The sequence below is a fragment of the Niameybacter sp. genome, assembly GCF_036655075.1.
Classification (GTDB): Bacteria; Bacillota; Clostridia; order Lachnospirales; family Cellulosilyticaceae; genus Holtiella.
In genome coordinates this window covers 12,661-27,302 of sequence record NZ_JAVVQU010000028.1, presented here as the reverse complement: position 1 = coordinate 27,302, position 14,642 = coordinate 12,661, and the positions used below count along the sequence as shown (strand labels likewise).

At 36.6% G+C, this 14,642-nt stretch carries 10 protein-coding genes; all 10 read left to right on the top strand.

The genetic code is table 11. The features are described 5' to 3' along the window. Window positions 1-15: 15 nt before the first annotated feature. The 10 genes from RRY75_RS09070 (at window position 16) to RRY75_RS09025 (ending at window position 14,636) form a co-directional block, all read left to right on the top strand. The gene (locus RRY75_RS09070) at window positions 16-1,164 is read left to right on the top strand and encodes an aminotransferase class V-fold PLP-dependent enzyme (protein WP_332527200.1); all 1,149 of its coding nucleotides are present in this window, start codon (window positions 16-18) and stop codon (window positions 1,162-1,164) included. Window positions 1,165-1,176: 12 nt separating this feature from the next. Next, window positions 1,177-1,884, top strand: coding sequence for a selenium cofactor biosynthesis protein YqeC (gene yqeC / locus RRY75_RS09065; RefSeq protein ID WP_332491939.1), 708 nt, complete (start codon window positions 1,177-1,179; stop codon window positions 1,882-1,884). 24 nt (window positions 1,885-1,908) lie between these two features. After that, window positions 1,909-2,901, top strand: a complete 993-nt coding sequence (locus tag RRY75_RS09060; RefSeq protein WP_332491941.1) for an XdhC/CoxI family protein — start codon at window positions 1,909-1,911, stop codon at window positions 2,899-2,901. A 393-nt stretch (window positions 2,902-3,294) separates the two neighbouring features. Then, entirely contained in the window at window positions 3,295-4,821 is a 1,527-nt protein-coding gene (locus RRY75_RS09055) for a sulfatase-like hydrolase/transferase (RefSeq protein ID WP_332527201.1), read from the top strand. Between the two features lie 98 nt (window positions 4,822-4,919). Continuing rightward, window positions 4,920-6,671, top strand: a complete 1,752-nt coding sequence (locus tag RRY75_RS09050) for an ABC transporter ATP-binding protein (protein ID WP_332491948.1) — start codon at window positions 4,920-4,922, stop codon at window positions 6,669-6,671. Then, a complete protein-coding gene (locus RRY75_RS09045) occupies window positions 6,672-8,489 on the top strand; it encodes an ABC transporter ATP-binding protein (RefSeq protein WP_332491949.1) in 1,818 nt (605 codons plus the stop codon). Between the two features lie 95 nt (window positions 8,490-8,584). Then, window positions 8,585-8,839, top strand: coding sequence for a cysteine-rich small domain-containing protein (locus RRY75_RS09040; RefSeq protein ID WP_332491951.1), 255 nt, complete (start codon window positions 8,585-8,587; stop codon window positions 8,837-8,839). A 1,135-nt stretch (window positions 8,840-9,974) separates the two neighbouring features. Then, entirely contained in the window at window positions 9,975-11,396 is a 1,422-nt protein-coding gene (locus tag RRY75_RS09035; RefSeq protein ID WP_332491953.1) for an alpha-L-fucosidase, read from the top strand. Between the two features lie 29 nt (window positions 11,397-11,425). Beyond that, the gene (locus RRY75_RS09030) at window positions 11,426-13,411 is read left to right on the top strand and encodes a hypothetical protein (RefSeq protein WP_332527202.1); all 1,986 of its coding nucleotides are present in this window, start codon (window positions 11,426-11,428) and stop codon (window positions 13,409-13,411) included. 109 nt (window positions 13,412-13,520) lie between these two features. Further along, window positions 13,521-14,636: a glycoside hydrolase family 88 protein gene (locus RRY75_RS09025; protein WP_332527203.1), complete on the top strand. Its 1,116-nt coding sequence runs from the start codon at window positions 13,521-13,523 to the stop codon at window positions 14,634-14,636. Window positions 14,637-14,642: the final 6 nt, after the last annotated feature.

Genomic DNA, 14,642 nt, shown 5'->3' with positions numbered 1-14,642 from the left:
TGGAGGCATAAAGAGATGATATATTTTGATAATGCAGCCACAACCTTAACGAAGCCAGAAAGTGTGTATCGTGCAATCATGGAGGCATTACAGTTAGCTGGCAATGCCACGAGAGGAACATCTGACTATGCTTTGAATGCGAGTAGAATCATTTATGAAACAAGGGTAAAGTTAGCGGAACTATTTGGCATAAAAGATGAAAGTCGAGTTGCATTTACATATAATGGGACAGAGAGTCTTAACCTTGCTATACAAGGGGTTTTTCAAAAGGGAGACCATGTTATTACCACCGTTCTTGAACATAATAGTATATTAAGACCCTTATATCTATTGCAAAAGCAAGGGATTATTGAGATTTCCTTTATATCTTGTAATGCATTAGGGGTACTAAATTATGAAGAAGTGGAGCAAAAAATCAAATCAAATACAGCGGCGATTATTTGTACACATGCTTCTAATTTAACAGGCAATGTAGTAGATATTGGTCGTATTGGGCAATTATGCAAAGCCTATAACTTATTATTTATTTTAGATGTAGCTCAATCTGCGGGGATCTTACCTATAGACGTGGAAGAGGCTTGTATTGATATTCTTTGTTTTACAGGACATAAAAGTTTATATGGGCCACAAGGAACAGGAGGCATTTATGTTAGAGAAGGTGTTAAGATTAGGCCTTTAAAAGTAGGAGGTAGTGGTATCAATACCTATGACAAAGAACATCCTGGTAGAATGCCAGATTGTTTAGAGGCAGGGACTTTAAATACCCATGGCATTTCTGGATTAAAGGCTGGTATAACTTTTATTTTAAATCAAGGTATTGAGCAAATAAGGCTCAAAGAACAAGCACTTATGCGACAATTTTATGAGGGAATAAAAGGGATTAAGGGCGTTACAATCTATGGAGATTTTTTCAATTTCAATAGAGTGCCTATTGTGACGCTTAATATTAATGATATAGATGCTGCCCGAGTCAGCGATATACTCATGGAGGAATACGGTATTGCTACGAGAACCGGAGGACACTGTGCACCCTTATTACATCAAACACTCGGAACAATGGAGCAAAGTACTGTTAGGTTTAGCTTCTCCTATTTCAATACGCAAGAAGAAGTTAATATAGGCATACAGGCAATCCGGGCATTGGCAGAAGAGATCGTTGAATGAAAAGGTGATTAAATGGATTTATTAGAGGCATTACATATACCTAATGAAGGGAAGATGGTTATTTCAGTCGTTGGTGCAGGTGGCAAGACATCGTGTATGGAGAAATTAAAAGAGCAATTAGTAGCTAAGGGGAAGAGGGTTATTATAACAACCACTACCCAGATGTATTTACCTACTCGTCATGTCGTACTTAATGAAGATATGAATGCTATTAAAAGTACATTAAATAGAGATGGATTTGTTATTGTAGGGACAAAAGCAAATGAGGAGAAGATGAAAGGTGTAAGTCAAGCATGCTTTTTACAACTTTTATTAATAAGTGATGTCCTATTGGTTGAAGCAGATGGATCAAGAAGGTTGCCTATTAAATTTCCAGCAACTTTTGAACCTGTTATTAGGGAACAAACCAATAGGGTTATAGTCGTAACGGGTATAGATAGTGTAGGAAAGAAAATAAGTGAAGTTTGCCATCGGTTTGAATTAGCAAAGCAAATTTTAAAAGTTGAAGAAGATCATCTCTTAGATGAAAAAGATGTTGCAGTACTTATTTATAAGGGATACTTAGAAAACAGAAATATGAATCAGGCACACACTGTTTTTTTAAATAAGGTAGATACAAAGAGGCAAGATCAAATGGCAGATACTGTACTGAAGTATATAGAGGAAATGGAGCATACACAATCCATCCTACTAAAAAAAGGAAGACTGATGCAATCCTAAAAGGAATAAAGGAGAAGTTTATAAATGCAAGCAATCTACTTAGAAATATTAAAAATAGTACAAGCTGGAAAAATTGCTTTAGTAAAAATAAATATTGGCGCAAAAGCAGGAGCCTTTGATGCACTTAATATAAGTGTTGTTCAGGTTCATTCTTCTAAAGAACTTACTTTGTATGAGCCGGAAAGTCCAGATACTTTTTGTTATGCTTATGTGCCACCTGCAAGACTTATTTTACTAGGAGGTGGACATATTGCACTACCTATATCTGAATTTGCAAGTAAGACAGGCTTTAAAGTAACAGTTGTGGATGATCGGCCTAGATTTGCGAATGCATACCGTTTCCCTTATGCTAAGCAAACCCTATGTGATGCTTTTCCAGTTGCTATTGAAAAGCTTAATGTGACACAACATGACTATGTAGCGGTTATAACACGTGGACATCAAGAAGACGAAATTTGCCTTGAAACTTTATTAAAGGGTAGATGGCCTGCATATATTGGTCTTATTGGTTCTAAAAGAAGAGTGAGTGGTTTATTTGAAAGGCTTATAGAAAAAGGATATGATAAGAAAAAATTAAATGGAATCTATACGCCGATAGGCCTTGCTATTGGTGCACAAACGCCAGAAGAAATTGCTATTTCCATCTTGTCAGAACTCATTAAGGTAAAACGCACAGTGTATCCTTTAAAGGCTAAGCATAATATCTGTTTTTGCTATGATACGATTGAGTTTTTAGAGCAAATTACTAGTCAAAAAGAACCTTTTGCTATTGTGACCATTCTCTCAACTAAAGGCTCTACACCAAGAAAAGCAGGTGCGATTATGGCTGTCACGAATTTAGGACATACACTAGGTTCTATTGGAGGTGGATGTAGTGAAAATCAAGTTATTACTGTAGCAAGAAACATGATAGGCTCATCCAGTTATAAAATAGTGACACTTGACCTTACTAATGATTTTGAAGAAGATGAAGGGATGGTATGTGGGGGGACGATGGAAGTTTTAATCATAGGTTAGACATTTAGAAAATGCAGCAGTAGCAAAGATGATCTCTTTACCGATGTGTCTAATAAGTACACACCCCCTTTAGGCTTAGCTTATTAAGTTTGAAGGGGGTATCTTGTTTTAATTTTCGTGGCCTAGATAGAGCTACATATCTCAAATGAAATATCATATAATAAATACATTCCTTTTAGTAAAGGGAATGATCGAACATAAGGATAAAAAGAATATGTCATATGTCTTCTAAGATGTATGAAGGTAAAATGATAGAAAGTAAAGGAAAGCGAATAATGAGTTGTCAGGTATGTGTAGAAAAATTTTGTGCCTATAAGGTGCCTATTTTTAATGAAATGAGTTGTGATGAGTTAGAAGATATAACTATAAGAAGATGATTGTGAGGAAAAGCAGATGAAGCCAATTAGAAAAGTAATCTTGATGATGACAGATACGCAGCGGAAGGATATGGTAGGGTGCTATGGCAACCCAAGGATGGTTACACCTAATATTGATGCATTAGCAGCAGAGGGTATTCGATTTGAAAGAGCCTATACAGCACAGCCTGTATGTCAACCTGCCCGTGCCGCTCTTTTTACAGGGCAGTATCCACGCTCTACAGGGGGATGGACTAATTCTATGGGAATCGGACAAGATGTACAGTCTATTGGACAGAGATTGAGTGACCACGGAATTCATACAGCTTATATTGGTAAGTGGCATCTAGATGGGGGAGACTACTTTGGTATGGGCAGATGCCCAGCAGGATGGGATTCAAACTATTGGTATGATATGCGTAACTACTTAGAAGAGCTGACACCACAGGAGCGTGTAGCTTCTAGAAAACATGCGACAATCAGTAATGGAGATGGAATTGAGGCCAGTTTTACGTATGGACATCGTTGTTCTAATCGTGCCATTGACTTCTTGAAGCATCACCATGAGGAGGACTTCTTCCTTGTCGTTTCTTATGATGAACCACATGGACCTTGTCTGGCACCTAAGAAGTATGGTCAGATGTATATGGATTACTATGTACCAGTGACCGCAGCACATCTAGATACCTTAGAAGGAAAGCCTGAGCACCACAAAGTATGGGCAGGTGTAAATGAAAAGACTGGCAAGCGCACACCAGAACAGATTGTGGAAACTACCAACAATGGCAAGGGCTCAAGACAGGATATCTTCTTTGGTTGTAATACTTTTGTAGATGATGAAATGGGGCGTGTGATGGAGGCTATTGACGACTATGCACCAGATGCACTTGTGATTTATACAAGTGACCACGGGACATTCTTTGGTGAACATGGCCTTCGTGAGAAGGGGCCAGCTATGTATGATGAGATTACGAATATCCCATTAATCATGAGGTGTAAAGCATTCCAAAAGCAAGGCATTGTAGATGGTGCTCCCGTATCTCATGTAGATATTGCACCTACTGTATTCGATATGATGGGTGTACCTATCCCTAAGATGTTTGTAGGGAATAGCCTAAAAGAGCAGATTACAGAGGGCAACCGTGCCAATGACTATATCTTCATGGAATTTGGTCGATTTGAAGTAGACCATGATGGATTTGGTGGTGTGCAACTTGTACGAGCAACTTTTGATGGAAGATACAAGTTGGTCATCAACTTGTTAACATCAGATGAGCTTTATGATTTAGAAGCAGACCCTTATGAAGTGAATAATCTAATTGAGGATGAAGCTTATGAAGAGATTCGGAATAGACTTCATGATGCCCTCTTGGAAGAGATGAATACATCACGCGACCCATTTAGAGGCTATTACTGGGAGAGAAGACCATGGCGTGTGAATGCAAGAAAAGTAACATGGGCCTACACAGGTATGACAAGACAAAAGCAAAATGAAGAATATGAGCCAAAACAGCTAGATTATAGTACAGGACTTGAAATGACTGAAGCGGTACGTTGCAAATAGGATAGCGTAGATAAATTTGAAATTAAATTCTAAACTATATTAGAATAATAAATATGCAAATAATAATATGACAACAGTTAAAGGAGGTAGAGACAACAATGCAAAAGATTTTAACGTATTATTTAAGGCCTTATTATTGGCGTATGAGTGAAGGCTTTATCATTAAGTTTGTAGGTTCTATTATGGACCTGTGTTTACCATGGATTTTGGCGTATATGATAGATACGATCATTCCTACAAAAGATAAGAGTCAGATTTATCTATGGGGGCTTATGATGATAGTGTGTTCATTTTTAGCCGTAGCATTTAATATCATTGCCAATAGAATGGCCTCTAAAGTGGCAAGCGATGCAACAGAAAATATTAGGAATGATTTATTTGAGAAAGTCATGTGCTTATCGGATACGTATATTGATACTTATACGAAGCCGTCACTTATGGCAAGGTTGACAACAGATACATATAATATCCATCAAATGATAGGAAGAATACAGCGCCTAGGCGTAAGAGCGCCCATTCTTTTGATTGGTGGAATCATTGTAACATTGACATTAGATCCTGTATTAGCTTGCGTACTGATGATCACTTTGCCATTTTTGGCGTGGATTATGATTAAGGTATCACGAAAAAGTATTCCTATGTATACTCAGTTACAACAGTCCATTGACCGTTTCGTGAGGATTGTTAGGGAGGACATTAGTGGTATTCGTGTAATCAAGGCCTTATCTAAAGAGGATTACGAAAGAGACCGTTTGGGGCGTATTAATGATGAGGTGGTAGGGCAAGAGCAAAAAGCGGGAAGGGTCATGGCTGTTATAGACCCGAGTGTAAGCGTCATTATGAACTTAGCTTTAGTTGGTGTATTAATCGTAGGGGCGTTTAGAGTAAATAGTGGACTCAGTGAAGTGGGAAAAATTTTAGCTTTTATGACTTATTTTACAATTATTCTTAATGCTATGATTGCCATATCCAAGATGTTTGTTATTCTCTCAAAAGCGATTGCATCGGCTAATCGTATTGATATAATTTTAGCATTAGAAGATGATATGGAAGTGGTAGAAGTTCTAAAGACTTACGAAGAGGAGTATCCTAGTCCAACTCATGAACAAAAGAAAGGCTGTCATATTGTCTTTGAGCATGTTTCATTTGCCTATAATGAGGGTGAGGAAGATGACTTAAAGGATATTAGCTTTGAAGTGAAGCCAGGAGAAACATTAGGCATATTAGGGGGGACAGGTGCAGGAAAAACAACCATTGTCAGTCTGCTTTTGCGATTTTATGATGTGAAGCAAGGTCGTATTTTAATCCATGGTAGAGATATCAAAACGATTCCTATACAGGAGCTAAGAGGGAAATTTGGAGTAGCTTTTCAAAATGATATAATTTTTGAAGATACAATCTTAGAGAATGTAAACTTGGGAAGAAATCTCAGTGAAGAGGCTATTCAAGAGGCTTTGCTTTATGCAAGAGCGAAGGAATTTGTGGATCAAAAAACGAATAATCTAGAGGAAGCCTTAGATATAAAGGGAGCCAATCTAAGTGGTGGACAAAAGCAAAGAATCCTGATTGCAAGAGCTTTAGCAGCCCATCCTGATATTTTAATTCTAGATGACTCATCTAGTGCACTAGACTACCAAACAGATGCTATGTTGCGACAAGAGTTGAGTATGCATTTTACAAAGACAACAAAAATCATCGTTGCTCAAAGAGTAAGTTCCATCATGCAAGCAGATCATATTATTGTCCTAGAAGAGGGCCGTATGATTGGCTATGGTAGACATGAGCAGTTGATGGCACAGTGTGAGTCGTATAAACAGATTAGTGCATCTCAAATGGGAGGTGTGGCTTAAATGGGTCAACGTGGATTTGTAGGAGAACTAAAAGTCGATAAAAGTATTAAAGGCCAGAAGGCTGGCAACCAAGCAACAAATAAGAAGGCAACGCTTTTAAGATTAGCACTTTACTTGATGCAATATAAAGGATTATTGTTGGTCGCATTGATACTCACGGTGGGAAGTAATCTACTAGCACTTGTGGGGCCTATGCTCTCAGGTTATGCAGTAGATGCTATTGTAGGTGTTGGTAAGGTGCAGTTTGAAAAGGTATTTTATTATGCAGGGTGTATGATTGCTTTTTATCTCATATCAAGTGTACTTTCTTATTGGTTAGCCATCTTGATGCTTACGATTAGTAAAAAGGTCGTTAAGCGAATGAGAAAAGATGTTTTTGATAAGCTTTTGAAGCTCCCAGTAGGGTACTTTGATACAAGGCAGACAGGGGATATTATTAGTCGAATCACCTATGATATTGATACTATTAATGCTTCATTATCCAGTGACCTGATTCAAATACTCACCACACTTATTACTGTAACAGGTGCACTAGCTATGATGTTGGTGATTTCTAAGCAACTCGTTTTAGTTTTTTGCTTGACAGTGCCATTATCTATGGGCATTACAAAGTTTATTACAAGTAAAACAAGGCCACTCTTTAGAGATCGTTCGGCAAAACTTGGCTTACTTAATGGATTTACAGAGGAAATGGTGTCAGGACAGAAGACCTTAAAGGCCTATACACAAGAGCAGAATGTACTTACTAAGTTTCGTAAGAAAAATAAAGAGGCAGTAGATGCTTACTATAAAGCGGATTACTATGGTGGGATGGCAGGTCCTTGTGTTAACTTTATAAACAATCTATCTTTATCTTTAATCAGTGTATTTGGAGCCATGTTATTCCTTGCAGGTAAAATGACAATCGGGAATATTTCCTCTTTTATTTTGTACTCCAGAAAATTTTCAGGACCTATCAACGAAGCTGCTAATATTGTAAGTGAGTTGCAATCTTCTCTAGCAGCAACAGAGCGAATATTTAGTCTTCTAGATGAGCTGAATGAGGTAGAAGATGGAGAAACAGCTATTGTTCTTGGTGGTGAGAAAGGTGTGGAAGGCAGGGTAGAACTGAGTCATGTTCAGTTTGGTTATGAAAAAGGGAAAAACATTATTCACGACCTATCTTTACAGGTAGAACCTGGTAAGCTCATTGCTATTGTAGGACCAACAGGTGCTGGGAAGACAACGTTGATTAATCTCTTAATGCGCTTTTATGATGTTCAAAGTGGAAATATTTTGGTAGATAATCATCCAAGTACAGAGCTTACTCGTGAAAGTCTAAGAAAATCATTTGCTATGGTATTGCAGGAAACGTGGTTATTCCATGGGACTATTTATGACAATCTAGCTTATGGTAAAGAAGGCGCAACGCGTGAAGAGGTTATTGCAGCAGCTAAAGCTGTTAAAATCCATTCCTTTATTCAAAGACTACCACAAGGGTATGATACTGTCATTAATGATGAGGGAGCTAACATTTCCAAAGGACAGAAACAACTTCTAACGATTGCAAGGGCCATGTTACTCGAGGCACCTATGCTGATTTTAGACGAGGCAACCTCCAATGTAGATACAAGAACGGAGATACAAATAGGTCAGGCTATGAGAAAGTTGATGGAGAACAAAACCTGCTTTGTCATTGCCCATCGTCTTTCTACCATTCAGAATGCCGATACCATTCTAGTTGTTAAGGATGGAGAAGTGATTGAGCAAGGAAGCCATGAAAGCTTGATGCATCAAAGAGGCTTCTATTGTTCTTTGTATGAAGCACAGTTTGCCTAGTTTAATAATCATACTTCCTTCAATATAAAGGAATTGAAAAAATAGGTTTTGTTAAAGTAGAATAGATGAGTCAATCAAAAGTCAGGAGGTACAATATGGAAGGTTATAAAAAGTTTCAAAATACAGCATGTGAGTATTTTCCATGCCATAAATTAGAAAATATAGAGGACTTTAATTGTTTGTTTTGTTATTGTCCATTATATATGCTCAAAGAGGAGTGTGGTGGAAACTTCACCTATCTAGAATCAGGTATCAAAAGTTGTATGGGATGTACAAAACCTCATGATGCCAACAGTTATGAACATGTACAAGAAAAAATGAAACTTGTATTAGAACACGCTAAAAAGTAAACACTTGCAAAATTTTCACATCATCTTTAATATTTTTACGCAGTTAGCGTTTTAGGGTTGAATTGTAAATTCTATATATTTAAACTAAGGATACTACTTGCTCTTATCAGTTTATCCTTGGTAAATTAGTATAATTCTACGTTCTCTGGAGATGCTACTTCTATATGCCATAATGTCTCACATCCTTTCTAAAAGATTCGATACCTTTAGGATGCCATTATGGCATTTTTATTTTCTAGGAACTTTATGGAGATAAGTTGTCATGTTAAGTAAGCGTCAATTCAAGTACGCCTATAAAAAATACGCCACGGCTAGTATACTAGTACTAGTTTTGTGGCGTATTTCTATTTTTACATCTTTCAGATATACGTCATGCTTTAATTGGATTTACTCAAATACATGCTGCAATCCCTTGTTTTTTGCACCAACTAACCTGGGATTCACCACTTGCAATGAACGGGGCCACTAGATTAATACGTTCTTGTTTTATCGTGCTTTTTCTGTTTCTCATATACTACCTCCAATGTTTTGAAGATAGTATAATAAAATATATCAGTTAAAACGAGGCGTGCTTGAGAGTACGCTTACGTCTATTTTGTCTATAAATGGATATTGATATCTCCACAATGCAATATATGGGCGGTTCAAAACGAATAAGAGGGGGTATATCTATTTATAAAACAATTAGATAATAAACTTAAATTTATATTTGGTAAATTAAAAAATAAAGTACTGAGAGTGTGTAAAAAGTGAAGATAAAATAATAATGTAAAAAAGTTTACAACTTAGTTAGCTTGTATAATCTATAAAAGTTAGTTTTTGAAAGTAATTTTTAGATTGTTTTATAATAATTCATACAAATGAAAATGAAAGGATATAGGCTGAAAGTGTTGAGAATTAAGTCATCAACTAAATAAATTGAAAGAAAAATAATTAGATAAATGAGTTTATTGGGAAAGTCAAAAGAACAAAAGTAAAAATAAAAATAAATAAAAACAAAAGGAAGTGATTGTAATAATTCAAATAATAATATAGAATAAATCATAATATTTTAATAAAATTACACTAAAAATTAAAATGTTATAATAAAAATTTGTGACAATTCACAAGAAAAGGATAACCAGGAGGTTTGAAGATGTCAGAAAATGAACAACTATTAGAGGTGTTAGAAGAAACAACTGTAGAGGTGGAAGTAGAAGAAGTAGTAGAACAAGGTGTACATACTTATAGTAGCGTAGACAGCTATGTTCCACCTACAGAACCAAAGGTAATCGAACACCTTGAATGGTTCCAAGATCAAAAATTGGCATTAATGATGCACTGGGGGCATTATTCACAATTAGGGTTAGTAGAATCTTGGGCAATGAGTGATCACGATGCTGAATGGTCTAGGAGAGGTGTCGACTGGGATGTAACAGGAAAAGAATTTAAAGAGCAGTACAGAAACTTAAATAAAACTTTTAATCCTGTGAGATTTCAACCAGATGAGTGGGCAGCCTTAGCTAAAGAAGGTGGATTCAAATACCTTATCTTTACGACTAAACATCATGATGGTTTTTGTATGTGGGATACTCAGTATTCTGATTACAAAGTAACAGCACCAGATTGTCCATTCCATACGAATAAACATACTGATATTTGTGCCAATATATTCGAAGCATTTAGAAGAAAGGGAATGGGTATTGTAGCTTACTTCTCAAAAGCAGATTGGCATGTGCCATCTTATTGGGCACCCAATATGGAACGTGGAGACTTCACATGGAGAGGGCCTTCATATAAACCAGCAGAGCATAAAGAACTCTGGGAAGAATTTATACAGTTTACACATAATCAACTTTTAGAATTATGTACGAACTATGGCAAGATTGATGTTTTATGGTTCGATGCGGGATGGGTATGTGAAGAAGCAGGGCAAGACATTCGTCTTGGAGAGGTAGTAGATAAGATTCGAAAAATACAACCATGGATTATCTCAGCAGACCGTACCATTGGTGGACCTTACGAGAACTATATTACACCAGAACAATGTATTCCATCTAAACCAATCCCCATACCTTGGGAAAGCTGTATTACAATGGGTACATCTTTCTCATTTGCTTATGAAGATGAATACAAATCTATAAGAGAAATTGTACATATGCTCCTCAACATTGTAGCAAAAGGGGGGAATTTAGCTTTAAACGTAGGCCCTCAACCAGATGGAAGACTTCCTAAAAATGCAATTAAACGCATTAAGGAATTAGGTCAATGGCTGAATGTAAATGGTGAAGGTATTTATGGAACAAGAGTATGTAGCCCTTACTTTGAAAATAATTTTGCCTTTACACAAAAAGCAAAAGAAAAACTTGTATATGCATTCAAACTTTATGAAGAGGAAGAAGCAGTTGAATTACAAATGATGATTCCTTATACAGAAAAAGCAGTTAAATCAGTTACCTTATTAGGGGAGATCACACCACTTGAATTTAAGACAACAGAAAAAGGTATTCAAGTTACTTTACCAGAGGCAACTGTAGGAGAAAACTTAGTAGCATTAGGATTTAAACTAGAAATTTAAATACATTTAGAAAAATGGGGGGAAGTTCTATGTTATTTAAAAAGTATAAAAAGTTTATTTCGGTAGCTATGGCAAGTGCAATACTATTAACAGGGTGTAGTGGACCTGAACAAAAGGCAAGTACAGTTAACGGTAATAAGGAAAAGGCGGAACCGATAGTCGTACGTTTTGGGACGGGTGCAATTGGTGAAAATGACCCCAATTATAAGGATCCTATAACAGGTGAGTATAGAATGGGAGAAGAAGCAAGGCAGACTAAACTGAAAGTACTAGATAATATTAGGCAGACACTCAATGTCGAAATGGAATTTGTAGAATTCCCTGGAGACACAACAGAAGTTTTATTACAAAGCGTATTATCAGGAGATCCTATATGTGAGGTTGCTCGTATCTACACATATGGGGCTGGAACTATTTTAGGACAAAATGTTTTGCAACCATTAGATGAGTGGGAAGAGCTGCTTAAGGAAGAAGCACCACCTAAAGTATTTGATAAAAATTACTTTCTAAGAATAGGGGGAGATAAGGAGACAACATTCTTACCCCTTATGTATAACATCGATTACATAGAAGCAGTAGATTCGCTAAAGGTAGATGGTAAAACTGTGTATCCTACAGATCTTTATTTAGCAGGTGAGTGGACATGGAGTACCTTTAAAGAGTACCTTGGGAAAATAGATAGTTACTATGAAAATAGTCAAGCACCAGACCGTCCTGAAAGACGTATTGAAGCTTTCTGGTCTAGCCATTATGACATTGTACTCCAAGCTGTTCATGCAGCAGGGGGAAGTGTTTATGGGCGTAATGGATTAGGGGTAGAATCAAAAGAGACCAAAGAGGCAGTTGCTTATACAGAAGAACTTATTGAGTCACATTTAGTTTATGTACAAAATGAAGGACAAACAAACCAAGATATTGTAGATGGGCGAGAATCTATTGGTAAAGGTGAAACAGTATTTTCACTTATTGAAGATTGGAAGTCAAGGGGACATTCTAAGATGCTTGCAGAGAAAGGACAATCTATGGGATATGTACCATTTCCTAGACCAGATCATATGGCATTCGATGATCCTAACTACCGTGATTGTCGTATACCAGGAGAAAGTTATGGTATCTTAAAAGGTACTGACCCTGAGAAGATTCCAGTTATTATTCAAGCAACATATATGTACCTAAATGATGAGACAGGTGAGCCTAAAGAGGAGGAAGAAAAAGATGTATTTATAGGGATGGATATGTTCCATCCAGAAATAGGTTCAGATATGGTAGATATTTATCGTAAGAGAGCAAGCGAAACAGTTGTAAATGAACTTGCTGATATATTTAGTATGAGTGGCAGATTTATCCGATTAGTGGGAGATTCTATCTATGGTAGAAATAATATACCGAGTTATCCTGTTGCTATTGAACAAAATCTAGGTATTTTCCAAGAAGCTATGGATATTAAAGAAAAGGCATTGAATTCAGGGACAGCACAAGATAATGTAAGCCCTAAAGTAACAAAAGTTAATGAAGATCTTTACAGCTATCCTGTGGGAACAGATCTTTCAGTGATTGATTTTAAAGCTGACTTTACAGCGAAAGATAATATTGATGGAGATTTAGATATGTCTACAGCTACTGTTGAAATTGTAGATGTAGACAATACAAAGCCAGCAACTTATCCAGGTGCATTACAAATTAAGATACAAGATAGTAATGGTAATGAGGGTATTTTTAAACAAGACATTATTATTTTTGATGACAAAAATACAATACCTCCAACATTAGTGGCAAAAGAAGATTATAGAGAACTTAAATTAGGAGAAGATGTTAATAAAATTAATTGGAACAATGACTTTATAGAAACAGTAGAAGATAAAGATGGTATTTCACTTAAGAAACAAGTGGAAGCAGACCTTTCAGAATTAGATACAACAACAGTTGGCCAATACAATGTAACTTTAAAAGTTACCGACTTTGCGAATAATGAAGCAGCAATAACGGTTGAAGTAGAAGTTGTAAAAGCAGAATAAATAAGAGAGGTGAAGCTGTATAAGGGTATCCTTAGATAGCTTCATCTCTCTATGATTTTAAAGACATTGCAAATGTCCATATAAAGAAGATAAGACAAGGGGAAAGAACATGGAAGAACTTTGGATTGATAAAACCTGGAATAGGATCGAGCATAAGTTGAGACAAGTTGCACCTAGAAATCAAGAAAAATTGCCTTATACAAGTGTAGATGGACAATTTGATGACCAATCTAAAAATAATGTATCTTGGTGGACAAATGGATTTTGGCCAGGCATGATGTGGCTTATGTATACAGCTACAGGGGATGACCTCTATAAAGACACTGCAATAAAAGGTGAGGAACGACTTGATAAGGCACTACAAAACTATGATGGACTCCATCATGATGTAGGCTTTATGTGGCATATTACAAGTGGTGTACATTATCGTTTATTAGGAGATAAGCAAGCAAAAGTTAGAGCATTATATACGGCGAATACATTAGCTGGACGCTACAACTTAAAGGGTCAATTTATCAGAGCGTGGAATGGAAATGGAACAGAAGGATGGGCAATTATTGATTGTATGATGAATATTCCTCTTCTTTACTGGGCATCTAGGGAAACAAAAGATGAAAGATTTCGATTCATTGCAGAAAGCCATGCAGATACAACTATGGAAAACCATGTAAGACCAGATGGCAGTGTCAAACATATTATTGTTTATGATGCAATCAATGGCGGCGTACTAAAAGAAAAAGGTGGGCAAGGCTATGGAGTAGGTTCTTCTTGGAGTAGAGGGCAAGCTTGGGCACTATATGGGTTCGTTTTAAGCTATATACATACACAAAAAGAAGAATACTTAGAAACAGCTAAGCGTATTGCTCATTATTTCATTGCTAATATAAGTGAGGATTACTTACCAAAATGTGACTTTAGGTCCCCACAAGAACCTGTGATTTATGACAGCACAGCAGGGGCTATAGCAGCTTGCGGACTTATTGAAATAGCGCGTATGGTACCAGAATATGAAAAACATGTTTACTTAACACCAGCAGTACGTATGCTGAAGGCAATGGAAGAAAAGTTCTGTAACTGGGATGAAGCAGAAGATAGTATTTTACAAATGGGTACAGAAAAGTATCACAGTGATGGTGGTGGTAGACATATACCTATTATTTATGGGGATTATTTCTTTGTAGAGGCGCTTTATAAATTAAAAGGAAATGAACAACTATTCTGGTAGTGAAAA